This window comes from Shewanella sp. P1-14-1, assembly GCF_001401775.1.
GTDB lineage: Bacteria > Pseudomonadota > Gammaproteobacteria > Enterobacterales > Shewanellaceae > Shewanella > Shewanella japonica.
Map to the genome: position 1 here is coordinate 93,489 of NZ_LKTL01000012.1, position 25,888 is coordinate 119,376.

General features: G+C 38.8%; 19 protein-coding genes. 8 read left to right on the forward strand and 11 right to left on the reverse strand.

Features of this window, described 5'->3' with window-relative positions; all coding sequences use genetic code 11:
* Positions 1-86 precede the first annotated feature (86 nt).
* Together cmk and aroA are read right to left on the reverse strand one after the other, a co-directional pair.
* A complete protein-coding gene (gene cmk / locus AN944_RS10530; protein WP_055024572.1) occupies positions 87-764 on the reverse strand; it encodes a (d)CMP kinase in 678 nt (225 codons plus the stop codon).
* A 180-nt stretch (positions 765-944) separates the two neighbouring features.
* Positions 945-2,225: a 3-phosphoshikimate 1-carboxyvinyltransferase gene (gene aroA / locus AN944_RS10535; protein WP_055024573.1), complete on the reverse strand. Its 1,281-nt coding sequence runs from the start codon at positions 2,223-2,225 to the stop codon at positions 945-947.
* A gap of 394 nt (positions 2,226-2,619) precedes the next feature.
* On the opposite strand from aroA, the gene AN944_RS10540 reads away from it, so the two are divergent.
* Positions 2,620-3,810 carry an amino acid aminotransferase gene (locus tag AN944_RS10540; RefSeq protein WP_055024574.1) on the forward strand — a complete coding sequence of 397 codons (1,191 nt, stop codon included), beginning with the start codon at positions 2,620-2,622 and terminating at the stop codon, positions 3,808-3,810.
* Between the two features lie 255 nt (positions 3,811-4,065).
* Here AN944_RS10540 and serC read toward each other — a convergent pair whose 3' ends face one another.
* A complete protein-coding gene (serC, locus tag AN944_RS10545) occupies positions 4,066-5,157 on the reverse strand; it encodes a 3-phosphoserine/phosphohydroxythreonine transaminase (RefSeq protein ID WP_055024575.1) in 1,092 nt (363 codons plus the stop codon).
* 376 nt (positions 5,158-5,533) lie between these two features.
* On the opposite strand from serC, the gene AN944_RS10550 reads away from it, so the two are divergent.
* Entirely contained in the window at positions 5,534-6,685 is a 1,152-nt protein-coding gene (locus tag AN944_RS10550; protein ID WP_055024576.1) for a serine hydrolase, read from the forward strand.
* A gap of 107 nt (positions 6,686-6,792) precedes the next feature.
* Here the strand turns inward: AN944_RS10550 and gyrA are convergent, their stop codons facing one another.
* Positions 6,793-9,474 carry a DNA gyrase subunit A gene (gyrA, locus tag AN944_RS10555; RefSeq protein WP_055024577.1) on the reverse strand — a complete coding sequence of 894 codons (2,682 nt, stop codon included), beginning with the start codon at positions 9,472-9,474 and terminating at the stop codon, positions 6,793-6,795.
* Between the two features lie 355 nt (positions 9,475-9,829).
* Here gyrA and ubiG point away from each other — a divergent pair, with 355 nt between their 5' ends.
* The 5 genes from ubiG to yfaE all read left to right on the forward strand — a co-directional run bounded on the left by ubiG (position 9,830) and on the right by yfaE (position 16,096).
* Positions 9,830-10,555, forward strand: a complete 726-nt coding sequence (ubiG, locus tag AN944_RS10560; protein ID WP_055024619.1) for a bifunctional 2-polyprenyl-6-hydroxyphenol methylase/3-demethylubiquinol 3-O-methyltransferase UbiG — start codon at positions 9,830-9,832, stop codon at positions 10,553-10,555.
* A gap of 258 nt (positions 10,556-10,813) precedes the next feature.
* Positions 10,814-11,485, forward strand: coding sequence for an HAD family hydrolase (locus tag AN944_RS10565; protein ID WP_055024578.1), 672 nt, complete (start codon positions 10,814-10,816; stop codon positions 11,483-11,485).
* 807 nt (positions 11,486-12,292) lie between these two features.
* Entirely contained in the window at positions 12,293-14,581 is a 2,289-nt protein-coding gene (nrdA, locus tag AN944_RS10570) for a class 1a ribonucleoside-diphosphate reductase subunit alpha (RefSeq protein WP_055024579.1), read from the forward strand.
* A gap of 56 nt (positions 14,582-14,637) precedes the next feature.
* Positions 14,638-15,768, forward strand: coding sequence for a class Ia ribonucleoside-diphosphate reductase subunit beta (gene nrdB, locus AN944_RS10575; protein WP_055024580.1), 1,131 nt, complete (start codon positions 14,638-14,640; stop codon positions 15,766-15,768).
* Positions 15,743-16,096, forward strand: coding sequence for a class I ribonucleotide reductase maintenance protein YfaE (gene yfaE / locus AN944_RS10580; RefSeq protein WP_055024581.1), 354 nt, complete (start codon positions 15,743-15,745; stop codon positions 16,094-16,096). Before nrdB ends, yfaE begins: the two co-directional genes overlap by 26 nt.
* Before the next feature lie 122 nt (positions 16,097-16,218).
* Here the strand turns inward: yfaE and AN944_RS10585 are convergent, their stop codons facing one another.
* Positions 16,219-17,109, reverse strand: a complete 891-nt coding sequence (locus AN944_RS10585) for a LysR family transcriptional regulator (protein WP_055024582.1) — start codon at positions 17,107-17,109, stop codon at positions 16,219-16,221.
* Between the two features lie 134 nt (positions 17,110-17,243).
* Here AN944_RS10585 and AN944_RS10590 point away from each other — a divergent pair, with 134 nt between their 5' ends.
* Entirely contained in the window at positions 17,244-18,593 is a 1,350-nt protein-coding gene (locus AN944_RS10590; RefSeq protein WP_055024583.1) for an MATE family efflux transporter, read from the forward strand.
* Positions 18,594-18,607: 14 nt separating this feature from the next.
* Here the strand turns inward: AN944_RS10590 and AN944_RS10595 are convergent, their stop codons facing one another.
* The 6 genes from AN944_RS10595 to AN944_RS10620 form a co-directional block, all read right to left on the reverse strand.
* Positions 18,608-19,126 (reverse strand): YciI family protein, encoded by a 519-nt coding sequence (locus tag AN944_RS10595; protein WP_055024584.1) that lies wholly within the window; start codon positions 19,124-19,126, stop codon positions 18,608-18,610.
* A 99-nt stretch (positions 19,127-19,225) separates the two neighbouring features.
* Positions 19,226-20,464 (reverse strand): GGDEF domain-containing protein, encoded by a 1,239-nt coding sequence (locus AN944_RS10600; RefSeq protein ID WP_200913370.1) that lies wholly within the window; start codon positions 20,462-20,464, stop codon positions 19,226-19,228.
* 193 nt (positions 20,465-20,657) lie between these two features.
* Positions 20,658-22,208: an AbgT family transporter gene (locus AN944_RS10605; RefSeq protein ID WP_055024586.1), complete on the reverse strand. Its 1,551-nt coding sequence runs from the start codon at positions 22,206-22,208 to the stop codon at positions 20,658-20,660.
* A 229-nt stretch (positions 22,209-22,437) separates the two neighbouring features.
* On the reverse strand, positions 22,438-23,103 hold the full coding sequence (locus AN944_RS10610) for an SDR family oxidoreductase (protein WP_055024587.1): 666 nt from the start codon (positions 23,101-23,103) through the stop codon (positions 22,438-22,440).
* A 48-nt stretch (positions 23,104-23,151) separates the two neighbouring features.
* Entirely contained in the window at positions 23,152-23,616 is a 465-nt protein-coding gene (locus tag AN944_RS10615; protein WP_082419985.1) for a GNAT family N-acetyltransferase, read from the reverse strand.
* 106 nt (positions 23,617-23,722) lie between these two features.
* Positions 23,723-25,738 (reverse strand): FAD-dependent oxidoreductase, encoded by a 2,016-nt coding sequence (locus AN944_RS10620; RefSeq protein ID WP_055024588.1) that lies wholly within the window; start codon positions 25,736-25,738, stop codon positions 23,723-23,725.
* Positions 25,739-25,888: the final 150 nt, after the last annotated feature.

Genomic DNA, 25,888 nt, shown 5'->3' on the forward strand with positions numbered 1-25,888 from the left:
CCATCCATCCTAGATGTGGAGTCAATTAATTTATTTACATCATCCGTGACATAAATGTTGTTTCATAACTTCTCAGAATTAAGAAATTACGTTAAGTTTTTATTGATGTGTTCAAGCACTAGCTCAAGCACTTCATTAATACCTATGCCACTAGTATCAATCACTAGCGCATCATCCGCAGGCACTAAAGGCGAGACTGAACGATTAATATCGCGGTCATCACGTTCAATGATTTCAGATAAAAGGCGATCGATATTAACATCGAACCCCTTGTCCTGCAACTGTTTATAGCGTCGCTGCGCTCTTTCCTCTGCTGATGCAGTAAGGAAGATTTTGGCTGGTGCATTAGGAAAAACGACGGTTCCCATGTCACGGCCATCAGCTACTAATCCAGGTTCAGCACTAAAAGCACGTTGGCGTCTAAGTAGTGCTTCTCTAACACGTGGAAAAGCGGCTATCTTAGAAGCTGCATTTCCACATTCTTGAGTGCGAATACTGGTTGATACATCTTCACCTTCTAAAATGACTTTCACTAAATCATTTCCGGCTAAAAACTGCACGTCTAAATGAGAAGCTAACAAGGTAATGGCTTCTTCATTTTCTAATTCAACATCGTGATGAATGGCTGCAAGGGCTAAAACACGATAAATAGCGCCGCTATCTAGTAAATGCCAATCTAATCGTTCAGCAACGAGTTGGCATATTGTCCCTTTTCCTGCACCGCTTGGTCCGTCGATTGTGACTACTGGAGCACGTTCAGACATAAATTCCTCCGAAAAAAAACAATCTTCCATGAATGTAAAAAAGGTTCATCAAAATGAGCGGGCGGCATTGTATAACAATTTGAACCAAAAAACTGGAGAATTTTGTAAGTTCATAAAGAAGATCATAACAACGGCAGTTAATTGACTGCCGTCATTATTTTTATGCTTGGTAAGATTAAATTAGCAAGCTAAACGTGCGAACTCACTGAAATAAGTCGGGAAGGTTTTAGAAGTACAATCAGGATCGTTAATCGTAATTCCACAAGGCGCAAAGGCCATCATTGAAAAACACATCGCCATACGATGGTCGTTATAGGTATCGATATCAGCAGTATTCAATACAGCAGGAGGCGTGACTGAAATATAATCATGGCCCTCTTCTACTGTTGCTCCAACCTTTCTAAGTTCTGTAGCCATAGCTGCTAAACGATCGGTTTCTTTAATACGCCAATTATAAATATTGGTTATTTTGGTTGTTCCTTCTGCAAATAATGCCACTGTTGCAATTGTCATTGCAGCATCAGGAATATGATTCATATCTAAATCAACCGCTGTTAGTTTCGCTTGACGTGAAATAATATAATCATCACCCCACTCGATATCAGCGCCCATTTTTTCAAGGACATCTGCAAATTTGACATCACCTTGTATGCTTAATTTACCAACACCTGTTACTTTGACTTCACCGCCTTGAATTGCACCTGCAGCCAGAAAATACGATGCCGATGAAGCGTCACCTTCAACTAACACTTTACCTGGTGATACATATTGCTGGCCGGATTTGATTTCAAATCTGCGGTAGTCGTGGTTTATGACTTCAACCCCAAATTGAGCCATTAAGGCTATAGTGATATCAATATAAGGTTTAGAAACTAACTCACCTCTAATATTAATATTAACTGAGTCTTTAGTTAATGGCGCAACCATGAGTAATGCAGTTAAGAACTGGCTCGACAAGTCGCCAGCTATCTCAACTTCTCCACCATTTAATCCATCAGCATTAATGGTTAAAGGTGGAAAACCATCATTTTTTAAGTAAGTCACATTAGCGCCTAACTGACGCAGAGAATCAACCAAATCGCCAATTGGTCTTTCTTCCATTCTCGGCTCACCTGTTAATGTAAATTCCCCTGAACCAAGTGTTAACGCAGCGCAAAGCGGTCTCATTGCTGTACCAGCATTACCTAAAAATAGCGTTTCAGCTTGCTTTGCAGTGATAGGTTTTCCTAAACCTTCAAGTTCGCAAACGGTATTATTATCTGATAACTCATATTGAACGCCCAGCTGTTTAAGCGAGGCTAACATGTATCGAATATCATCAGAGTCCAGTAAATTCGTTAAGGTTGTTTTACCTTTAGCAAGAGTAGCCAATAGTAAGGCTCTGTTAGAGATACTTTTTGAGCCTGGAATGTTAACAACACCACTGACTTTTTCTACGGGTTCAAGACGCAACTGTTTCATGAAAAATTCTTCTTAAATGAGTTCTAGCAAAATGCAAGAATGGATATGATTAAAGACAAAGCGACGTCTATGTCAATTTATCTATACGATTCTGATTGATAGTTAGATAATAATTATTCTTGACTACAAATTTACTCATTGCAGCCCACGATACAAGGGCTTTTAATAAAAAAATGACGGATTTATGTCGAACTTGAATAAAATGAATGAAAAAACCACTATTTTACTTACTGATTTAGCTTAAATGACAAAAATTAACCTTGCACTGTAAACCTTCATTTAGAAAAACAGTTAATTTTAAAATTAGTTATTTTTTTACATTTCAATCCGCAATTAAACCACGTTATCCTAAAGCGAATCCTACCATTATTTGATATTTATAAGGTCAATGACCATGTTCAAAACATTAACAGCCATGCCAGCAGATCCAATTCTTGGTTTGCTGACACAATATCGACAAGACTCTCACCCACAAAAAATCGACTTAGGTGTTGGCGTTTATAAAGATCCTGCTGGCCATACGCCCATTTTAGACTGCGTAAAAATAGCAGAGCAACAACGCACAGACACCGAAACAACCAAAGTCTATATCGGCCCTACAGGCTCTGAAAACTTTAATCAGTTAATGTCTGAACTTGCATTCGGACAAACCCACCCTGCTTTACTTGCTAATCGTGTAAAGACGGTTTCCACACCAGGTGGCACTGGCGCATTAAGAGTTGCAGCTGAGTTTATTAAAAGCTGTAAACCGAATGCTGTTATTTGGGTAAGCGACCCAACATGGGCGAATCATACTGGATTGTTTAAAGCTGCTGGCTTAACAGTTAACACTTATCCTTATTACGATTACGATACTAAAACCTTAAAATTTAATGAAATGAAGGCAGCACTTAGTCAAATTGGTCCGGATGATGTCGTTTTACTTCATGCCTGTTGCCATAACCCTAGTGGTATGGATTTATCTACCGAGCAGTGGGATGAAGTCATTGCTATTACTGCAAAACAAGGATTTACTCCATTAATTGATATGGCATATCAAGGTTTTGGGGATGGCGTTGATGAAGATGCTTATGGTGTACGCCAAATGGCTGCTGCAGTAGAGGAAATGATTTTATGTAGCTCTTGCTCTAAGAACTTTGGTCTTTACCGCGAAAGAATTGGGGCGTGTACGCTTGTTGCTGACAATAGCCAAACTGCAAACATCGCTTTTTCTGTGCTTTTGTATGTAGTTCGCTGTATATACTCAATGCCGCCTGCCCATGGTGCAGCGCTAGTTGAAACCATTCTCGGGACTGCAGAGCTTAAACAGCAATGGCTAAATGAACTGACCGTAATGCGTGATCGCATAAACGGTAATCGTCAAATGTTAGTGGATAAACTAATTGAAAATGGCGTAACACAGGACTTTAGCTTCATTGCCAAACAAAAAGGGATGTTTTCATTCTTGGGTATTAATCCTGCACAAGTGGAGCAATTGAAACAAGAGCACAGTATCTATATGGTCGATTCAAGCAGAATGAGTATCGCTGGTATTAGCGAATCAAATGTAGATTATCTGGCTAAATCTATTGCTAGAATTCTGTAAGCTTTCTTTTATTCAGAAATGTAAAAGCGAATTGTTTTCATCAATTCGCTTTTTTTTAAGTTTAGACTTTTGGGGTTTACATTTTGTTCTGACTTACTTGTTAACTGAGCATCATGAATCATGTTTTTAATCAGCTAGCATAAGGTTAAATCTTACAACTTGATTGCAGCTCAAACGAACTGTCATTAATAAAAAAGCCACTCATAAAAGTGGCTTTTTTAAGGCAATGGTTTTATAGGGACGAAAACTGAGTCATTATTTGTACTGACGTGCAAAAGCTTCCATAAATGTCACTAAGGCTTTTACGCCTTCTAATGGCATTGCATTGTAGATACTGGCGCGCATGCCGCCAACAATCCTATGACCTTTTAATGCCACTAAGCCTGCCTGTTCAGCTTGTTTTAAAAATTCACTATCGAGCGAGCTGTCCACTAATTGAAAAGTCACATTCATTCGAGAGCGATTCTGAATTGCAACCCCATTAGTATAAAATGGATTATTATCAATGCATTGATAAAGTAAGGCTGCTTTTTGCTTGTTAAGGGCCTCCATAGCTTTAACGCCCCCTTGCGCAGATAACCAATCAAACACTTCAGCAGCAAGGTACCATGCAAATGTAGGTGGGGTATTAAACATTGAGTCATTCGCTTGTGCGACTGAGTAATCCATTATTGATGATTGAGTTAGACTCGGTAATTTCAACATATCATCTCGAACAATTACAATTGATAACCCTGATGGACCGATATTTTTTTGTGCACCAGCATAGATAACCGCGTATTTACTGACATCGATATCACGAGACATTATGGTTGATGATAAGTCGACAACTACAGGCCATGGACTGTCTAAGTCATCAAAAATTTCAATTCCATCTACGGTTTCATTGGCACAATAATGAACGTAACGATAATCATCATCCAGTTTATGTAAGTCAGGCAAGACCACTTGATTTAATCCATCTTGTTTTTCGACAATATTGATTTGATCAATGTTGTTTTCACCGACTATCTTGACGGCTTCTTTTACCGCAGCCGAAGACCATTGTCCATTAACTAGATAGAGCGCTTTACCGTTGTCACCAAGAAAATTGTTAACCACATTAGTAAATTGCCCTCTTCCACCGCCATGCATAAACAGAACATGATAGTTAGAAGGTATGTTCATTAGTTCACGTAATGTTTTTTCAGCATGCTGAGTCAGGGCAATAAATTCTTTACTTCGGTGGCTTATTTCCATCACGGAGACGCCAAGACCATTCCAATCGATTAATTCCTGCTGAGCTTTTTGCATCACAGCTTGAGGTAACATGGCAGGTCCGGCACAAAAATTGAAAATATCGCTCACAGCAGTATCCTTTATCGTTTGATGGTAAAACTTTCTTTTTATAGCAATTTGATATGCAGTATATAGCAACTGTTTGCTTGCTAAAATGAAAAAAAATCATTTAAATTTTGTATTAGAAACTTGTTTATATAAACTTGAACTGAATTAACTTTTTGTACACTTTTTTTGATAGAATTCACTGCTGTTTTTAATTTTTATGTACTTACTGAGCTGACCTTATAATCAAACTCAATGAATAAATAAAAATTGATAACGGGTAAACCACTTATGATTACACAAGCGTAATCACAAATAAGTCAGTAAAATATGGTCTTAGTACTAAACTGAGACTGTAACAATAATGAATAATCCGTTTTAACGGAAATTGGATCGATTGATGTATTTAAAACCCTTTTTGCTGTTTGGCACTGTAACAATTGCCAGTGTCTGCTCACAAGCCAATGCAAAACAATCTGACTACATAACCGTCGCAGATCAGTTTAAACAACACTTTCACCAGCAATTGAAGCAAAGCAAGGTACCTGGTGGGGCCTTCGTTATTGTTGAGGGAAATGAAGTTTTATCACTAAGTACCTTCGGCAAACGTAAAAAAGGTGGCAAACTCAATGTAAATCAAGACACTGTTTTTCGTTTGGCATCTGTATCAAAAACCTTCGCCGGTAGCTTAGCGAGTATGTTAGTCAATGAGCGAAAGCTAAGCTGGCAACAACCTATTGTTAAGTACTTACCAGAATTCACTCTCGCCAATAAAGCTAACGCTGAAGAAATAACCTTAGCGCATGTAATTGGTCAAAGTACCGGTTTGATGCCTAATAGTTACGATAATTTAATTAATGCCAATGTTAAAATGGACAAAATTATCAACAAGTTCTCTGAGCTAACCCCAATGTGTAGCCCCGGAGTTTGTTATGGCTATCAGAACGTAGCATTTTCATTTATTGAAACGGCCATAGAGCAGCAATCTGGAATGGCTTATGAAGATTTATTGCAACAAAAGATTTTTTCGCCTCTAGATATGAATACTGCAACAGTCGGCTATGATGCTTTCATGGCAAGAGAAAACCGTGCAGAACCTCATGTAAAAACAAAATCGGGTTTTCGTAAAGTCACGGTAAAGCCTAATTACTATAAATTACCATCCGCTGCAGGCGTCAATGCCAGTATCAATGACATATCGAAATGGCTAATTGCCAATTTAGGTGAGAATCCTGGTGTCATTTCAAACAGTGTGATTAAAGATGTCACGACGCCAGGCGTCAGAACAACCAAAGAGTTACGCCGCCGTGACTGGCGAGCACACCTTGATAATGCACATTACGGTAAAGGCTGGCGAGTATATGAATTTGAAGGCCGTCCATTAATTTATCATGCTGGTTGGGTCGCTGGTTACGTGGCAGAAATATCGTACTCACCCGAGTTGAATATTGGTATGGCGATGTTGTTAAACGGTGAATCAAGAGTGATTGCTAAATTAAGCTCTACCTTTTGGAAAAATGCTTTCGAACAAGCGAATAAAAATAAATCTTAGTGCGTAACTCTCCCTATCCACTTGTTATCTTTATAAACATTCAAGCATAAAAAAGGATGCCATTTGGCATCCTTTTTTGTATCACACTATCAGAATGTTATTGGTGATTAAGCATCTGATTCTGGTGTAGCTGAATCGTCAGCAGCATTCGTTTCAATGCTCTCAGCGGTTTCGCCTTCTGCACCTTCTTCGATTTGCTCATCTTCTTCAATTTCATCAAGACGCTGCAAGCCAACCACTTTCTCATCGTCTGCGGTTCGAATAATGGTGACACCTTGCGTGTTACGACCAATCAGTGAAACACCATTTGAAGGAGTACGAACAAGCGTACCTTTGTTACTAATGAGCATGATTTCTTCAGATTCAGTAACTTGAACTGCGCCAACTACGGCACCATTACGTTCACTGACTTTGATAGAAACAACACCTTTCGTGCCACGACTCTTCGCTGGGTACTCTGATAAGTCGGTACGTTTGCCGTAACCGTTTTCGGTAACAGTAAGAATTGCACCTTCTTCTTTCGGAATGATCATGGAAACAACTTTTTGACCATCTTCAAGTTTAATACCGCGAACACCTGTAGCCGTTCGGCCCATTGGACGGATAGCAATTAAATCTTCACCAGTTTCAGGGTCTTTTTTCACTTCACCCGTTTCTGAATCACGTACTTTTTCGTTGAAGCGAACCACTTTACCTTCGTTAGAGAACAACATAATGTCGTCACTACCGTTAGTAATATCGACGCCAATTAATTGGTCATCATCTTTAAGGTTTACTGCAATAATGCCGTTTGCACGTGGATTACTGTATGCAGTCAATGCCGTTTTCTTAACCGTACCGTGCGCTGTTGCCATAACAATAAACTTATCATCAGCGTATTCGCGTACAGGTAAGATAGCAGTAATGCGCTCACCATCAGCAAGAGGTAATAAGTTAATAATTGGACGGCCACGAGCTGTTCGACTTGCAAGTGGTAACTGGTACACTTTAAGCCAGTACATTTTGCCAAAGTCAGAGAAACATAAAATCGTATCGTGAGTATTCGCAACAAGCAGTTTTTCAACGAAATCTTCGTCTTTCACTTTCGTTGCCGCTTTACCCTTACCACCACGACGTTGAGCTTGGTAATCAGTTAGAGGCTGATACTTCGCATATCCCATATGAGATAGCGTTACAACAACATCTTCTTCATTGATTAAGTCTTCAAGACTCATATCAACTTCATTTTGATTAATCACAGTGCGGCGTTCATCACCATACTGCTCAAGCATTTCTTCGAGCTCTTCTTTGATCACTTCCATTAAGCGTTCAGGGCTACGAAGAATGAACAGCAAGCTTGCAATGAACTCAAGTAATTCTTCGTATTCGTTTAGAATTTTCTCGTGTTCAAGGCCTGTTAAGCGATGAAGGCGTAGTTCAAGAATGGCTTGAGCTTGTTGCTCAGTTAAATAGTATTTGCCATCGCGGATACCAAAATCTGGTTCTAACCATTCTGGACGAGCTGCATCATCACCTGCTTTTTCAAGCATGCCTTGTACGTGGCCTAAATCCCACCCTTGCTCAACTAATTTCACTTTAGCTTCAGCTGGCGTTGGTGAGTTCTTAATCAACGCAATAATCGGATCGATATTCGCTAATGCAATCGCAAGTGCTTCAAGGATATGTGCACGGTCACGCGCTTTACGTAATTCAAAAACAGTACGACGAGTAACAACTTCTCGGCGATGAAGAATAAAGCACTCAAGCATTTCTTTAAGGTTGAACAATTTAGGCTGACCGTTAGTCAATGCCACCATGTTGATACCAAAAGAACATTGCATCTGAGTTTGAGCGTATAAGTTGTTCAGAACAACTTCGCCTACTTCACCACGTTTAATCTCAACAACGATACGCATACCGTCTTTGTCAGACTCATCACGTAAACCTGTAATACCTTCAATTTTCTTATCCTTAACAAGCTCGGCGATTTTTTCAATCAAACGTGCTTTGTTAACTTGATAAGGAATTTCGGTAACGATAATACGTTCACGACCGTTATCTTCTTCAATCTCAGCTTTAGAGCGCATGACGGCACGGCCACGACCCGTTTTGTAAGCATCAATAATACCTTTACGGCCATTAATTGTTGCAGCTGTTGGGAAATCAGGTCCTGGAATATGTTCCATTAACTGTTCGATTGAAAGACTTGGTTCAGCAATCAAAGCTAAACAGCCATTAATCACTTCAGTGATATTATGAGGCGGGATATTGGTCGCCATACCCACAGCAATACCGGATGAACCATTAATTAATAAGGTTGGTACGCGTGTTGGTAATACTGCTGGAATAAACTCTGTACCATCATAGTTAGGTACAAAATCTACTGTTTCTTTTTCTAAATCGGCTAAAAGTGAATGAGCCAATTTTTCCATACGGATTTCGGTATAACGCATTGCCGCAGCAGAATCACCATCTACTGAACCAAAGTTACCTTGGCCGTCAACAAGCGTATAACGCATTGAGAATGGCTGCGCCAAACGAACGATTGTGTCATATACAGCTGTATCACCATGTGGGTGATACTTACCGATTACGTCACCAACAACACGAGCTGATTTTTTATAAGGCTTATTGTAGTCGTTCTTTAATTCGTTCATTGCGAATAGAACACGACGGTGAACAGGTTTTAACCCGTCACGAACGTCGGGTAATGCACGACCTACGATTACACTCATCGCATAATCTAAATAAGAATTCTTTAGTTCGTCTTCGATGTTAATTGGCGAAATTGATGTTGCCAGATCAGTCATAAACTGCTCGTTCCCCTAAAATTAGCGCACAATAATTATTCCATTTTATTGTGTAGCTCAAAAACGTGATTTGGCATTCTAACACAGATATATAAAGTGGCTAGACCCTAGAACAACAATAAGTGAATGCAAGTGAAAAACTTAATAAAAACAGCGATAATTCCCCTAATTTGATTCGTAAGTTCTACTTTTTAATTTCCTGATATACGTGTTTTGAGAATTAATGTGTTTTTTATCGGCAAAGATTGCTGCTTATATAATCAATTGAAAATTAATCTTGTTTTATCTCACTTTGTTTATTGAAACGGATGGTTATAATACCTGCAATAATCATAAATATATTATGGGTCCTGTTATGTCTAATCAAGAAAACCAAAATCAACAGAATGTTGATCACCAAGAAATCGAAAAGTTTGCGCAAATGGCACAGTCTTGGTGGGATCCAAATGGTGATTTCAAACCACTACACCAACTTAATCCTTTAAGATTAAATTATATCGATCAAACTTGCGGCGGTTTGTTTGATAAACATGTTATTGATATCGGTTGTGGCGGCGGTATTTTATCTGAGAGCATGGCAAAAGTCGGCGCTAAAGTAACCGGTCTTGATATGGGTGATGCGCAAATTGAAGTGGCCAAGCTTCATGCGCTCGAAACTGGTATCGATATTCACTATGACACTATGACTGCAGAAGAACACGCTGCTAACAATAGCGAAAAATATGATGTCGTAACGTGTATGGAAATGCTTGAGCACGTACCGGATCCATTATCAGTGATTCGTGCATGCTGCGATATGGTAAAACCAGATGGATTTGTTTTCTTTTCTACCATAAATAGAAATATGATGTCTTACATACAAGCGATAGTAGGCGCAGAATATGTATTAAAGATGCTGCCTGTTGGTACCCATGATCACAGTAAGTTTATTAAGCCGTCAGAATTAATCAATTTGGTCGATCAAACTGATTTAATCTGTAGAGATGCCTTAGGCATTACTCATAACCCGTTAACAGGTGTGTATAAATATACCAATAAACTTGACGTAAACTATATGATAGCGACTCAAAAAGCTGGATAAAACACACAATTCAGGTCATGTCATTGTTTAATAGTTAATGGTTAATGGTTAATGATTAAAGGACATGACCACTTATTGCCTATTAGCAGTGTTCAAAACCAGGCTAGTTGATGTTCTACACTTTTATTTAATGTCATTATTAGTCTGTTTACTTAGCTTGCTTAGTTAATCTATTTATTCGTTTGATTACTTAACCCAATATAACGTGACGTTACTCTTTCCATTATTGATAAACGAATTAAAACCTAAGGTAGTACAATGAATCAAATTAGTGCGACGGATCAGATTAAAGCAGTATTATTTGATTTGGATGGAACCTTGGCTGATACCGCACCAGATCTGGTATATGCATTAAATTTAGCCTTGCAAGAGCGCGAAATCTCCCCTAAGTCCGTCGAAGCACTACGCTATTCAGCTTCACACGGAAGTTTGGCCTTAGTAAATGCTGCTGTACCAGAGTTAAATGAATCAGAGCAAGTAAGCATTCAACAGAGTCTGCTTGAACACTATAAAAAAGTGAATGGTCAAAAAGCCTCTTTATTCGAAGGTTTAGCTTCATTTCTCACTTTACTTGAAACAAAAGCAATACCGTTTGGGGTGGTAACAAATAAACAAGCAAAGTTTACTCGTCCGTTAATTGATGCTTTAGGGCTAACTGAACGTTTAACTAGCATCGTTAGTGGCGACTCTACCCTTCACCCTAAACCTCACACTGCCCCTATGTTATTAGCAGCTCAGCAAATTAACTGTGCGCCTGCAAATATATTATACCTAGGTGATGCTGAGCGAGATCTAGTCGCAGCTAGTAATGCGGGCATGATTGGCGGCACTGCTATGTGGGGATATCTTTCAGACGATGACCAGCCAGACTTATGGCCAAGTAAAATTGTATTTAACACAGTTAACGATTTACTCCAATTTTTTGAATAACAAGAACAACTAAAATAGTACTCTTCATAAATTCAATGCTTACATGTAAATCTTAATGTAATGATGCAAAAGTGATTGGTAAATTGCTGCTTCAAATGTCGCAGTTGAAGCATCATTGACATGACTCACTTTCGATACATATCAGCAAGCCTTTAATGCCCTCACTATAGAGTTTCTTTACTAACGACTTTTCTGTACTAACGGCATTGCTGTCACTTCACTTTTTATCTCACTGTTCTAAGGATAACAGTAGTCAATTTAGTGCAATGAACTCATCAATGACACTGTACTTTATCTCATAAAGCCAAATGAAAACTCATTTTTCATTTTACGTTCAAACATCACAAAAAAAATCAAACTATTTTTATATAAAAACAATCGATCGCTGAATATTTTAGCGATCAATCTAATCACGTTAACTGTCTAAAAAAACAACGTCACGAGAAATTCAAAGGCTATTTTGCGTTAGCAGGTTAGCTTTTACTAACTTGAATGACTATCCAGAAGATATCCACAACTTATTAATCAAAATCCTACTTGCAAATGGTGACCAACCTCACTATCTTGTATGTTAGTTTTTATAAAACACCATATCTTGTGTGTGACATCAATACGAGGCACTAGCGATAAAAGCGCAGTATCTCGCTGTAACACTAGTATTTTTATCAATATTAGTTTGTTAATTGAATTTGGATGATCAACTTACAAGGGACGTATTGTGATTTATTGGCGATCGTAACGTAGTCGATAAAAAAAGATCCAATGAATAAATTACACCAATAAATATCGAATCAAGGCCTCTTTTTAATGAACAGCAATATGACAGTCACTAAACGCAGTGGCGAACGCGAAACAATCGATTTAGATAAAATCCATCGCGTAATCGAGTGGGCAGCCAAAGGCTTAAACAACGTATCAGTTTCAGAAGTAGAATTACGTTCTCACTTACAGTTTTTTGAAGGCATTCCTACAGAGGCTATTCACGAAACAATCATCAAAGCAGCAGCTGACTTAATCTCTCCAGAGTCACCAGATTACCAATTTCTTGCTGCGCGTTTAGCTGTTTTTCATCTGCGTAAAAAAGCCTTCGGTCAATTCGAGCCTCCAAAATTAATTGATCAAGTCAATCGTTTGGTTGAGTTGGGTAAGTACGACAAGCACATTATCGAAGACTACACAGCAGAAGAGTTAACTATCTTAGATAGCTACATCGACCACTGGCGTGACATGGACTTCTCATATGCTGCTGTTAAGCAACTCGAAGGGAAATACTTAGTTCAAAACCGAGTGACTAATGAAATTTACGAAAGTGCACAGTTTCTCTATATCTTGGTAGCTGCTTGCTTATTTGCTAAGTATCCAAAAGAAACACGCCTTGACTACATTAAGCGTTTCTACGATGCCGTATCGACATTTAAAATTTCACTTCCAACGCCAATCATGGCTGGTGTGCGCACCCCTACTCGTCAATTCAGTTCGTGCGTATTAATTGAATGTGACGATAGCCTTGATTCAATCAATGCGACAGCATCTTCAATTGTAAAATACGTAAGTCAACGTGCGGGTATTGGTATTAACGCAGGTCGTATTCGAGCTTTAGGTAGCCCAATCCGAGGCGGTGAAGCATTCCACACTGGTTGCTTACCGTTTTATAAATATTTCCAAACTGCGGTAAAGTCTTGCTCACAAGGCGGAGTTCGTGGCGGCGCAGCCACATTATTTTACCCATTATGGCACCTAGAGGTTGAATCACTTCTTGTGCTTAAAAATAACCGTGGTGTAGAAGATAACCGTGTTCGTCATTTAGATTACGGCGTGCAATTAAACAAATTGATGTACCAACGTTTAATTAAGTCTGAAAATATTAGCTTATTTAGCCCATCTGATGTACCTGGGTTATACGATGCATTCTTCGCTGACCAAGTAGAGTTTGAGCGCCTATATCTTCAATACGAAGCGGATAGCAGCATTCGTCGTAAAGAGATTAAAGCTGTTGAATTATTTTCATTAATGATGCAAGAACGAGCATCAACTGGCCGAATCTATATTCAAAATGTTGATCACTGTAATACTCATAGTCCATTTGACCCGCAAGTAGCGCCAATTAAACAGTCTAACCTTTGTTTAGAAATCGCTTTACCAACTAAGCCAATGCGTAACATTGAAGATCCTAATGGTGAAATTGCATTATGTACTTTATCAGCGCTTAACTTGGGTGCTATCAAAGACTTATCTGAATTAGAACCGCTTGCAGACCTAGCCGTTCGTGCATTAGATAATTTACTTGATTATCAAGATTACCCAATTATCTCTGCTCAACTGGGTTCTATGAACCGTAGAACGCTAGGTATAGGCGTTATTAACTTCGCAAATTACCTTGCGAAAAATGGCATGAAATATTCTGATGGCTCTGGTAATAACTTAACCCATAAGACATTTGAAGCGATTCAGTTCTACTTACTCAAAGCTTCTATGAACCTAGCAAAAGAGCAAGGTGCATGTCCTTTATTTAATGAAACGACTTACGCTGAAGGTGTTTTACCAATTGACACATATAAGCGTGATTTAGACAAAATCTGTGATGAACCATTACATATGGATTGGGAAGGATTACGTAGTGACATTAAAGCTCACGGCTTACGTAACTCTACTCTATCAGCATTAATGCCATCAGAAACGTCTTCGCAAATTTCTAATGCAACAAATGGCATCGAGCCGCCACGTGGCTTAATCAGCGTTAAAGCAAGTAAGGATGGGCAATTAAAGCAAGTCGTACCTGACTTTGATGAGCTAAAACATCAATATGAATTGCTGTGGAATATGCCAAATAATGATGGTTATTTACAGCTCGTTGGTATCATGCAAAAATTCGTCGACCAAGCAATTTCGGCTAACACGAACTACGATCCAACACGTTTTGACGGTCAAAAAGTACCGATGAAAACTTTGCTGAAAGATCTATTAACAGCCTATAAACTTGGTGTTAAAACACTTTACTACCACAACACCCGTGATGGAGCATCAGACAACCTTGACGACATTACCGTCGTTGAGAAAGAAGATGATGGCTGTGCAGGCGGCGCTTGTAAGATTTAATTCAACAATTTGCATTTAAATGCGGGGACTTATCCCCGCTTTTTTAGGATATATAAATGGCTTATTCTACTTTTTGTCAAACACCAAATAATCCGATGAACGAACCTATGTTCATGGGACAGTCAGTTAACGTTGCTCGTTATGATCAACAAAAATATGAAGTTTTTGAAAAGCTAATTGAAAAGCAATTATCTTTTTTCTGGCGCCCAGAAGAAGTAGACGTAAGCAAAGACAAAATTGATTACCAAGGTTTACCAGAACATGAAAAACACATTTTCATTTCAAACCTTAAGTACCAAACATTATTAGATTCTATTCAAGGTCGCTCACCGAATGTGGCGTTATTACCGTTAGTATCGTTACCTGAATTAGAAACATGGATTGAAACTTGGTCTTTTTCAGAAACAATTCACTCGCGTTCTTATACCCACATTATTCGTAATATTGTTAATGATCCGTCTGTCGTATTTGATGATATCGTGGTGAATAAAGAAATTTTAAAACGTGCAGGTGATATTGCTCAATACTACGATGATTTAATTGAACTGACCCAAGTGCTTAATTTACATGGTGAAGGAACACATCTGGTTAACGGTAAAGAAATCACTGTTAGTCCACGTATCCTTAAAAAGTCTCTGTATTTATGCATGATGTCTGTAAATGCATTAGAAGCGATTCGTTTTTATGTCAGTTTTGCATGTTCATTTGCTTTTGCTGAACGTAAATTAATGGAAGGCAATGCGAAAATTATTCGTTTAATTGCCCGTGATGAAGCCTTACATTTAAATAGCACTCAGCATATTCTTAATATTATGCAAGGCGGCAAAGATGATCCTGAAATGGGTGAAATTGCCAAAGAGTGTCACGATCAAGCCTACGACATTTTTTATAAAGCAGCAGAGCAAGAGAAAGAATGGGCTAAATACTTATTCAAAGACGGTTCAATGATCGGTTTAAATGAGCAAATTTTATGTCAGTACGTTGAGTACATTACTAACCAACGTATGAAAGCCGTTAACTTGCCTCAACCCTATGCTGAACAAACTAACCCGTTACCATGGATGAAAAACTGGCTTGAAAGTGATGCTGTACAAGTGGCACCACAAGAAGTTGAAGTCTCATCTTACTTAGTTGGTCAAATTGATTCGGCCGTTGACAGCGATGAGTTTTCTGACTTTGACCTATAAGCCCAACTTCAAAAAAGCACCTATTGTTAGTTTAAATGGTGAGCCAGTGTTGTTGTTTAATCAACAGCAACACACCTTACTAGATGTACTCGAGATAAAAAAAGTAAATATCTTTTCTGAGTGCAGAAATGGTTTTTGCGGTTCGTGTAAAACTCGTATCAATAAAGGTTCAGTGACTTATATTTCTGAACCTTTGGTCGAACTAGAAGCTGATGAATGCTTGCCTTGTTGCTGTGTACCTGAGACGAACCTAGATCTCGATCTCACTACAGATGAACCAAGTAACCTTTATGTTCAGCATAACAAAACACTGATTACACTCGATTAAATATGAAACGAACCTTCTCGTTCGTTTCAATTTTCAATAGCAAGTATTCGTTTTTACCGATTATCTCATCACCGTAATAATCCAAATATCAACAAAAAAGTCGCTAAGATAAATAGTTAACCCTAATTTTTGTTCTTTTTAGCCTCAAGAAACATAGCTTCAAGTTCAGCAAACATCCAATTCATAATATTGCCAGCACCTTTGTCTCGTCGTTTAACTAACCCCATTTCAATCAACAATGATTCGGGTATATGGTAAGTGCTCAACTCTTTTATTTCACCTGAATACCACTGAGAACCGGCAATATGTTCTGGAACCAACGCCCAACCCAAGCCACGAGTAACAAGGGATGTCATGTAATAGTAACTGTCAACATGCCAACAATTTGCAGATATGGGTTTACTTGCAGTTTGCAAGTCACAAATTACCAGTTGTCGATATTCATTTAGCTGCGATATGTTTGGAACCGGGATATCTGCTAATGGATGATCAACCGATACGATAAGAGATTGATGAAAGCTATCAATAGTAAAAAACTCTAGACGTTCACAAAGTTGCTCGCCTTGAAATAACACACCTAAGTCCGCTTTTCCAATATCTACCCAATGGGCAATATCATCCCTTGAGCCATTTAAAATAGTGAGTTTCAACAATGGAAAAGTCTCAGCCGTTTTATCAAAAAAAACTTCGAAAGTAGAAATTGGGACAGCTTCGTCAATCGCAATGGTTAATGCTAATTCGTTATTTGTTTGAACTGACATTGCTCTTGAGTTTAAACGCTCACACTGCGCAATCACGGCTTTAGCTTCAATTAATAACTGTTCCCCCTGCTCTGTTAGCACAGGTAAACGGTGGCTACGATCAAATAGCTTAAAGCCTAAATCAATTTCTAAATTTGAAATTGCCGTACTGACTCTTGATTGCGCTTTACCTAAATCACGTGACGCAGCTGAAAACGAACCAGTATTGGCAGCGGCAACAAATGCTTTTAATTGTTCTATAGACCAGTTCATCTTTTATCCAACCGTAATGGCTCATTCCAATCATTATAACTATCCGAATATCGGATGGATACTAACTTTTTCCTATCTAAAATCAGATTATAATAAACAATATTATTTTGTATCCCGATAGTATTGAGAAAATCATGTTAGCAATATCAACAGCGTCAATTGATCAATTAACTGTTAAACAGCATTTTTGGAAATACGCTATTCCATCCATTGCAGCAATGTTGGTGAGTGGCTTATATCAAATCATTGATGGGATTTTCGTTGGTCATTATGTAGGATTTGAAGGCTTAGCAGGCATTAACATGGCTTGGCCAATTATATGCTGTGTTGTGGGTGTTGGCATGATGATAGGTATGGGCGCTGGTAGTTTACTATCCATCACCCGTGGCGAGAAAAAGCCTTTAGAAGGACAAAAAGTACTTAGCCATGCCATAGTATTAATTGGCATAATGAGTATCGCATCAGCAATTTTCATTCACTTCTTCGGTGAGACGTTATTGCTCCTGCAAGCAGCAGATGGACAAAGCTTTATCATGGCATCAGATTATATCGAAGTATTTGCCTATGGCGCTTTTTTTACAACTGCAGCTACAGCAATGCCTTTACTCGTGAGAAATGATGAACAGCCCGGTTTTGCCACTATGTTGTTAATGATTGGCGCAGTCATGAATATCGCATTGGATTACTTATTAATCGCTGTTTATCCTTTAGGACTAACAGGCGCAGCAATTGCGACATTGATTTCTCAAGCCATTGTGATGCTACTCGGTTTTTACTACTTCTTTTCGAGGAAAGCTAACACCAGGTTTAAGTTTTCTTATAAAGATATTAAGTTTAAACAGCTACAAAAAATACTCGTGTTGGGCAGTTCGAGTTTGATTATGTTTATGTACTTTAGCTTCATTATTGCACTTCATAATTTCCTTTTTATGCAATATGGCTCGGCAGTTCATGTTGCTGCTTTTGCAATTGTAGGTTACGTTGCAACGACTTTTTATTTATTAGCAGAAGGTATAGCTGGCGGTATGCAGCCCCCTGTTAGTTACTATTACGGTGCAAAGCAGATCCCACAGATCAAACAAACAGTGAAACTGACCGTAAAAGTTGTTGCTATTCTGGGGGTTTTTACCGTTTTATTTATAAATATTTTTCCCAACTTTGTCATAGGTTTTTTCAGTAATCATGATAATGCTCTTATGGCTGAAACTTTAATCGGTATGCGTCTACATTTATTTGCGTTAGTACTGGATGGGTTTATTTTTATCGCAACCATGTATTTTATGGCTGTCAATCAAGGAAATAAGTCATTGTTTATTTCGATGGCTAATATGGCAATACAAATTCCGTTTTTACTCACGTTGCCCAACTTGATTGGCGTCAACGGTATATGGCTATCAGTGCCACTTTCTAATGTCGCCTTATGTCTTATTCTGACGCCATTAATTTTGTCAGAAAATAAACGGATAAACGTACTACATAACTAATCAGCAATCTATCATTACATCAGCTTTTTAGACATTTGCTGATGTAACTGATTTACTTTCATTAATGCAGCGCTGCCATACCAAGGCTTTAACTCCAAAGTAAGGCTACCAGCTTTAATGGCGGGATCTGATTCAGTGAGTAATTTGGCTTCAGCAACGGTTTTTACATCAAAAATATAAATTCCTCGTAAATCATCGTTACCAAGAAAAGGCCCAGCCAGAACTAATTTTCCTTCATTGGCTAACTTAGTAATATTGTCCATATGAGATTTTTGCAAAGCTAAGGCATCCTCCTCACTTCGTTCGTGATTGGGTCCTCGTTTCAAGAATGCAACAACGTATTGCTTCATGCCATACTCATCTGCGCCAACTTCGCTAGCTAATGCAGGATCAAATTTCGGGTTATCTTTGACCTTGGTAACGGTTTCTGAAGCCCATAGAGACGAAACCGACAAGAACAAAGTCAGAAAACACAATAAGCGAAAGCTTGATATGAACTGACAATGTGATGTGTTTGATGCTAAGAAAGTCATTGTTTGCTCCAATTATTATCAATAATGAATATCATGGAGCAATTAAATTAAGATGTAAATTCGACTCAATAAGGTAAGAATAAGCTGTTATGGTATAAATTACCCTTCGCTACAAATAGTATTTTTGCCTTGGGATTTAGCAATATATAAACGTTTATCAGTGAGTTTTATTAAACTCTCAACATCGTTCATCATGCAGCAGTCACTTGACTCAGCTAAACCGATGCTCACTGAAACAGAAAATGAATGAGTAGAATCGTTAAAATGCCTTTCAGCAAAACGACTTCTTATCACTTCAGCAGTTTGTAATGCGGCTTGTTGGTTTGCTGAAGGTAAGAATGCAATAAACTCTTCTCCCCCCCAACGACCAACAGCCCCACTATGATCTGCAAACGCATCACGTATAATTTCAGCAAGAGCTTGAATAACGAGATCGCCATTGTGATGACCATGAGTATCATTAACTAATTTGAAATTATCAATATCAAGTAAAACACAGGTCAACTGGTCACTGATTTCAATATGTTTCTGTAACCATTCTTGCACTGCACTGCGATTTAAAAGGTGCGTCAAACCATCATGACTTGCTTTAAATGCCAGTTCTTTTTCTAATTGTACTTTCTCGGTTACATCTTCCATTACGACTTGTACTGCAGGTTCTCCGTCCCACTCAATAAGGTTGTCATAAATATTAAAAAATCGATTTATGCCATCAAAGCAGATATTTTCGACCACACTGTTACTGCCAACAGCCACGCCATTAACAATATCTTGATAATGCTGCTTGGCCTGTTGTTGAACTGTTTTAGGAATGAGTGTGAGTAGCGAGCTCAAACTCATCACTTGCTCTATTGAGTCTGCGTGTAAATGCTTTACACAGGCTTGGTTTACCATCAGTGGCTTAAATTCCCGATGCACCATAATACCTTGACCTGATCGTGTAATGAGCCGCTTATACATTAGGTCTTTTTCACGTATGCGCTTATTGGCTTCGACTAACACTGAAAGATCAATCACTGTCACCTGTAATGCTGGACGTCCTTGCCATTCAATTAAATGATCCACTGAAAAAACCGTGAACTCTCGGCCATTTCTGTCAATATTAACGAATGTATGACCACGTGGATAAAGTGTTCCATTGACTATGTCATGGTAGTTTTGAGTGGCAATTTGATGGTTTTCTGCAGGTAAAAGGTCAAGAAAAGAATCGATGCTGGTAAGTAGTTCTTTGGCTGAATTATAACCATATATTTGAGCATATCGTTCATCAACATGAACAGCATTCATGTCCTGAATAATGATAACTCCATAACTTGAATCAATATTGATCTTTGGCATAAATGATTTTAATAAAATTAATCTTTTAATTGATATACAACAATTATAGGCAGAAACAACTTAACTGCACTAGCTTGCGAAGTTAAAAATGTTAACTGTAATGACCTCTAAATCTTTTAGTTTTATGAAAAGACTTTTTGTTGGCCCCAAAAAAAAGTAGCGAATAATATCGCTACTTTCATTTTAAAATCAGTTAATAAGTGTAACTTGCACCTAGTCCTAAAGGTAAACCAATGGACCAGTATATGAGTAGCCATGTACTCCATATTGATAAAAGTGCCAAACTAAATGGCAACATCATCGAGATTAAGGTCCCTATCCCAATACCTTTGACATAGCGCTGACAATATACGACGACAAGTGGGAAATAAGGCATTAATGGCGTAATGATGTTTGAACTTGAGTCACCAATACGGTAAGCCGCTTGCGATAAGTCTGGACTAATGTTTAGCTGCATTAACATTGGCACAAGTACTGGGCCAATCAACGCCCATTTTGCAGAAGATGACCCAACGAATAAGTTAACAAATCCAACTAAAATAATCATCCCGACCACGGTCACTTCAGCTGGAAGGTTGAGCGCCTTAAGGCCACCTGCTCCTTCAACAGCAATTAATGCACCTAAATTAGACGCCGAAAAAGCAGCAACAAACTGAGCACAGAAAAATGCCATTACGATGTAATGCGACATGCCGCTCATGGATTTAGACATTGCATGCACGATGTCTGCAGACGACTTAAAGCTGCCAGTCATATAACCATATACTACCCCCGGAAGCATAAAGAATATGAAAATCAATGGCACAATAGATTGCATTAACGGCGCACCAAAGCTAGTCAGTGAACCATGCTCATCTCGCAGTGTTGAAGTTTCAGGAATGGTAAGCGAGAAAAAACCAATGATTGCAACGAACATAACAAGAGAAGCCACACTAAATGCACGCATTTCTTTTGGTGTTGCTTCTTCCATTGCTGGTAAGTCAACTTGGTCACGTTCTACTTTGTGCGTTTTATTTAATCTTGGCTCTAAAATTTTATCGGTTAAATACCAAATCACTAAGGTAATCGGAATACACGAAGATGCCGCGAAAAACCAATTATTCAATGGGTTAATTTGAATATCAGGATCGACAATCTGGGCTGCTGACTGGGTAAAGCTTTGTAATAAAGGATCGATACCTGATGGAATAAAGTTGGCACAGAATCCACCAGAAACACCAGCAAAAGCCGCTGCAATACCAGCAAGTGGGTGGCGACCAACGGTAAAGAATATAACACCCGCAAGTGGTATTACTACAACATAGCCCGCATCTGTTGCGGTATGCGAAATAATACCGACCACAACAACCGCTGGCGTTAATAGCTTAGCAGGTGTGACTTTAAGCATTTGTTTTAATGCAGTATTGATAAAACCTGACTGCTCAGCAATCCCCACACCTAGCATTGCAACCAGTACAACACCTAACGGTGCAAATGCGGTGAATGTTTTCACCATTGAAGTTAAAAATTCTGTTAACGCAGTTGCACTTAATAAGTTATTAATAACAATTGGGCTATCGGTTCTTGGATCTATCGCATCAAAACTGACGCCAGATAACAAGGCTGATATCACCCAAACAGCAAACATTAAAATTAAGAATAGCATTGCAGGATCTGGTAGTTTATTACCAACCCTTTCAATACTGTCTAGCGCTCTACCGAGCAATCCGGGTGCATTATCCCCAGATTCTGTTTTCGTCGTCATGATTCCCTATTCCTCACTATGGCACTGATTGAATCTAACTATCACAGTTTTATTCAATAGCACCTTGATATAATTATTAGCATTACATATTAAATATACAGTCTGTAACTAAACTTAAAATTTACGACATATTGCATACAAAACGAGCGGTTAAGCTTGTTTTAATCTAAATACTCAAAAAGTGTGATGCCCAATACCATAGAAAAGATAAAAACAGAGCATACAAATTTTACCAAGGTAATGTTTGTCCGTTTGAATGTTTGAATACACCAGTTGTTGTCATATCCAGTGAGTTAATTAGCCCTACCAGTCGACTTGCTGACTCTAAGGCCGAAATATCGCCTCCGTGATTTACCATATCGGTTTGAACATAACCAGGGTGGTATATGCCAACCGCTATTTGTTTTGGAGATAAATCATGGCTTAGCGACATCGATGCGGCATTAAGAGCAGCTTTAGACATACGATACCCATATCGCCCTCCAGAGGTATTATCCTCGATTGATCCCATACGTGAAGTGATCATAGCGACTTTGCCGCCAGCATTCAGTTGATGATTTAGTGCGGCAACAATGCGAAGTGGTGCCAATGCATTAATTTCAAATTGCTGCCTAATGGTGTCAAGGTTTAAGTGTGTTAATTGCTCATCACGTAAAATGCCTGCATTACATATCAAAACATCAATATTCACTCCCGCTAAAGAAGTTTGCATATTATGTATGCCTTCATCAGTTGCAACATCAATTTGAGTGATAACATTCACGTCTAGCTGTTCAAGCTCATCTGAAGTGTGGCGGCATAAAGCAAACACTTTATCACCCTGTTGCTTAAATAATTTAGCCAATGCTAAACCAATCCCTCTGTTCGCACCGGTAATAACAACATTTTTAGCCATCGTCGTTCCTTTATTTAAAATCATATTGAAAACACATCATAAAAAGTATCAATAAAACTTACACATACCAAACCCTAATTCTGAGCCATCTCTTACTAAATATTGATATTTTTTATAAAACCCTTCTTTGCCTTGCGCGCAAAATAGACCCACTGTAGTACCTTGTGTGACTTGTTGAGTTAAATACATTTCGATAGCTTGCATAATAAAATGTCCCAAGCCACTACCTTGGTAGGCTTTAGCCACAATGACATCTTGAATATAGAAAAACAGCCCGTCATCACCAATGACTCTGCCGGTGGCAATCAATCTAGTCTCTTGGAAGACACAAACGAAAAATAAAGAATTATTTAGGCTATTGTTTACTGTATCAACTGGAGCCGTTCCCCAACCCGTTTCTGTTCTTAATCGGTTAAATTCCTCAGCACTAGGGGCATTGAGCGTAAAGTTAAACACTTGCTTGGTATCAACCTCATTATGCCAAGACTTGAAAATACCTTTTATTTCGTCCATTTATATTCGTATCATTAATAAAATATGGCGTTTAATAAAAACAAAAAACCTAGCAATTTGCTAGGTTTTATTAAGTTAACGATTAGAACCTTATTAGATTCAGTGGTTAAATAGCCATTGCTAGTTCAGCACCTTGTCGAATTGCTCGTTTAGCATCCAGTTCAGCAGCAACATCAACACCGCCAATCAAATGCACTGGTAAGCCAGTTGATTTCATATCGTCTACAAGCGTGCGGTTAGACTCTTGACCTGCACACAGTACAACATTATCAACTCGCAGTACTTCGGATTCTTCCCCTACCTTGATGTGTAAGCCTTCAGTGTCAAATTTCTCATAGCTCACACCCGTTTTCATGTTCACTTTATGCTGTTTAAGAACACTTCTGTGGATCCAGCCGGTTGTTTTACCGAGGCCTTTCCCCATCTTAGTCGTCTTACGTTGCAGTAAGTAAACTTCGCGATCTGGTTTATGTTCAGACTCCTCAGTTAAGCCGCCTGGATGTTGATAGGTTTTATCAATGCCCCACTGCTCAAGCCATTTGTCCGGTTGTAATGTGCTCGACTCACGTTCACATAAAAAATGTGCCATATCAAATCCGATACCGCCCGCACCAATCAGCGCCACTTTCTCGCCAATATAGACTTCTCCTTTCAGAACTTGCTGATAATCGACAACTTTAGGGCTATCAAAACCAGGGAGATCAAGTGCACGCGGGACAACACCTGAAGCGACGATCACTTCATCAAATTTTTCATTCGCTAAAACATCCAAATCTAAACGAGTATTTAAACGTAATTCAACCTTGTGTAGCTTCATTTGGTTGTTGAAATAGCGGATGGTTTCGTCAAACTCTTCCTTACCTGGGATCTTACGTGCCAAATTAAACTGGCCGCCAACTTCATTTTTAGCTTCAAATAAAACCACTTCATGCCCACGTGACGCTGCATATACCGAAAATGCCATGCCAGCAGGACCTGCTCCCATAACTGCTAAACGTTTTTTGTGTTGCGTTGGGGTGAAATTGATTTCTGTTTCATAGCAAGCGCGAGGGTTAACAAGGCAAGTAGCACGCTTCATTGAAAACGTATGATCTAAACAAGCTTGGTTACAACCAATACAAGTATTGATAAGTTCACTTTGCCCAGCAGCGGCTTTATTAACAAACTCTGCATCCGCAAGGAAAGGTCTTGCCATTGAAACCATATCTGCTTGCCCAGAAGCAATGATTGATTCGCCAATTTCAGGCGTATTGATACGGTTAGTTGCAATCAAAGGAACTGACACTTCAGATTTAAGTTTCTCAGTCACCCAAGAAAATGCCCCTCTTGGAACACTTGTCGCAATTGTAGGTACTCGCGCTTCATGCCAACCAATACCAGTATTGATAATTGAAACACCTTCACGCTCTAACCATTTTGCTAATTTAACGACTTCATCCCATGTCGAACCGTTATCAACTAAATCCAACATTGATAGTCTGAATATTATGATAAATTCTTTGCCCACCTTCTCACGGATAGCTTTGACTATCTCTAATGGGAAACGTGCACGTTGAACAAAGCTGCCACCCCATTCGTCAGTACGTTTATTGGTACGAGAGCTAATGAATTGATTAATGAGATAGCCTTCTGAGCCCATTACTTCTACACCGTCATAGCCCGCTTTTTTAGCAAGCGCAGCACTGGATGCATAATCTTTAATTGTTCCAGCAACTTGTCTAGATGACATTTTTGAAGGCGTAAATGGTGTAATTGGCGATTTAATTTTACTCGGTGCTTGTGAAAAAGGATGATAACCATAACGACCAGCATGGAGGATCTGCATACAGATTTTACCATCAGTTTCATGGACAGCCTTTGTGACAATGCGATGCTTCTTAACTTGCCAAGGAAAACTTAATTGGCAAGCATGAGGTGCTAGGCGTCCACGAAAGTTAGGCGCGATACCGCCAGTTACGATTAGCCCACAGCCACCTGCTGCACGTTCTTTATAAAACGCAGCCAGTTTCTCAAATCCGCCCTTTTCTTCTTCTAAGCCAGTATGCATGGAGCCCATTAACACTCGATTTTTTAATTGAGTGAAGCCTAAATCTAAGGGTTCTAGTAAATGTGGAAACGACATTCAAACATCCTTTTTAAACAAGTGATTTAAACTAGCATACAACGAGATTTTGTTAAGCTCAATGCTTTCGCTTTGCTATTGTTAAAAACCGTTACAATTCAATTTCCCATAGCCAAGCTTTTTCAGTTAGCATAATAGTAATGAAATGCT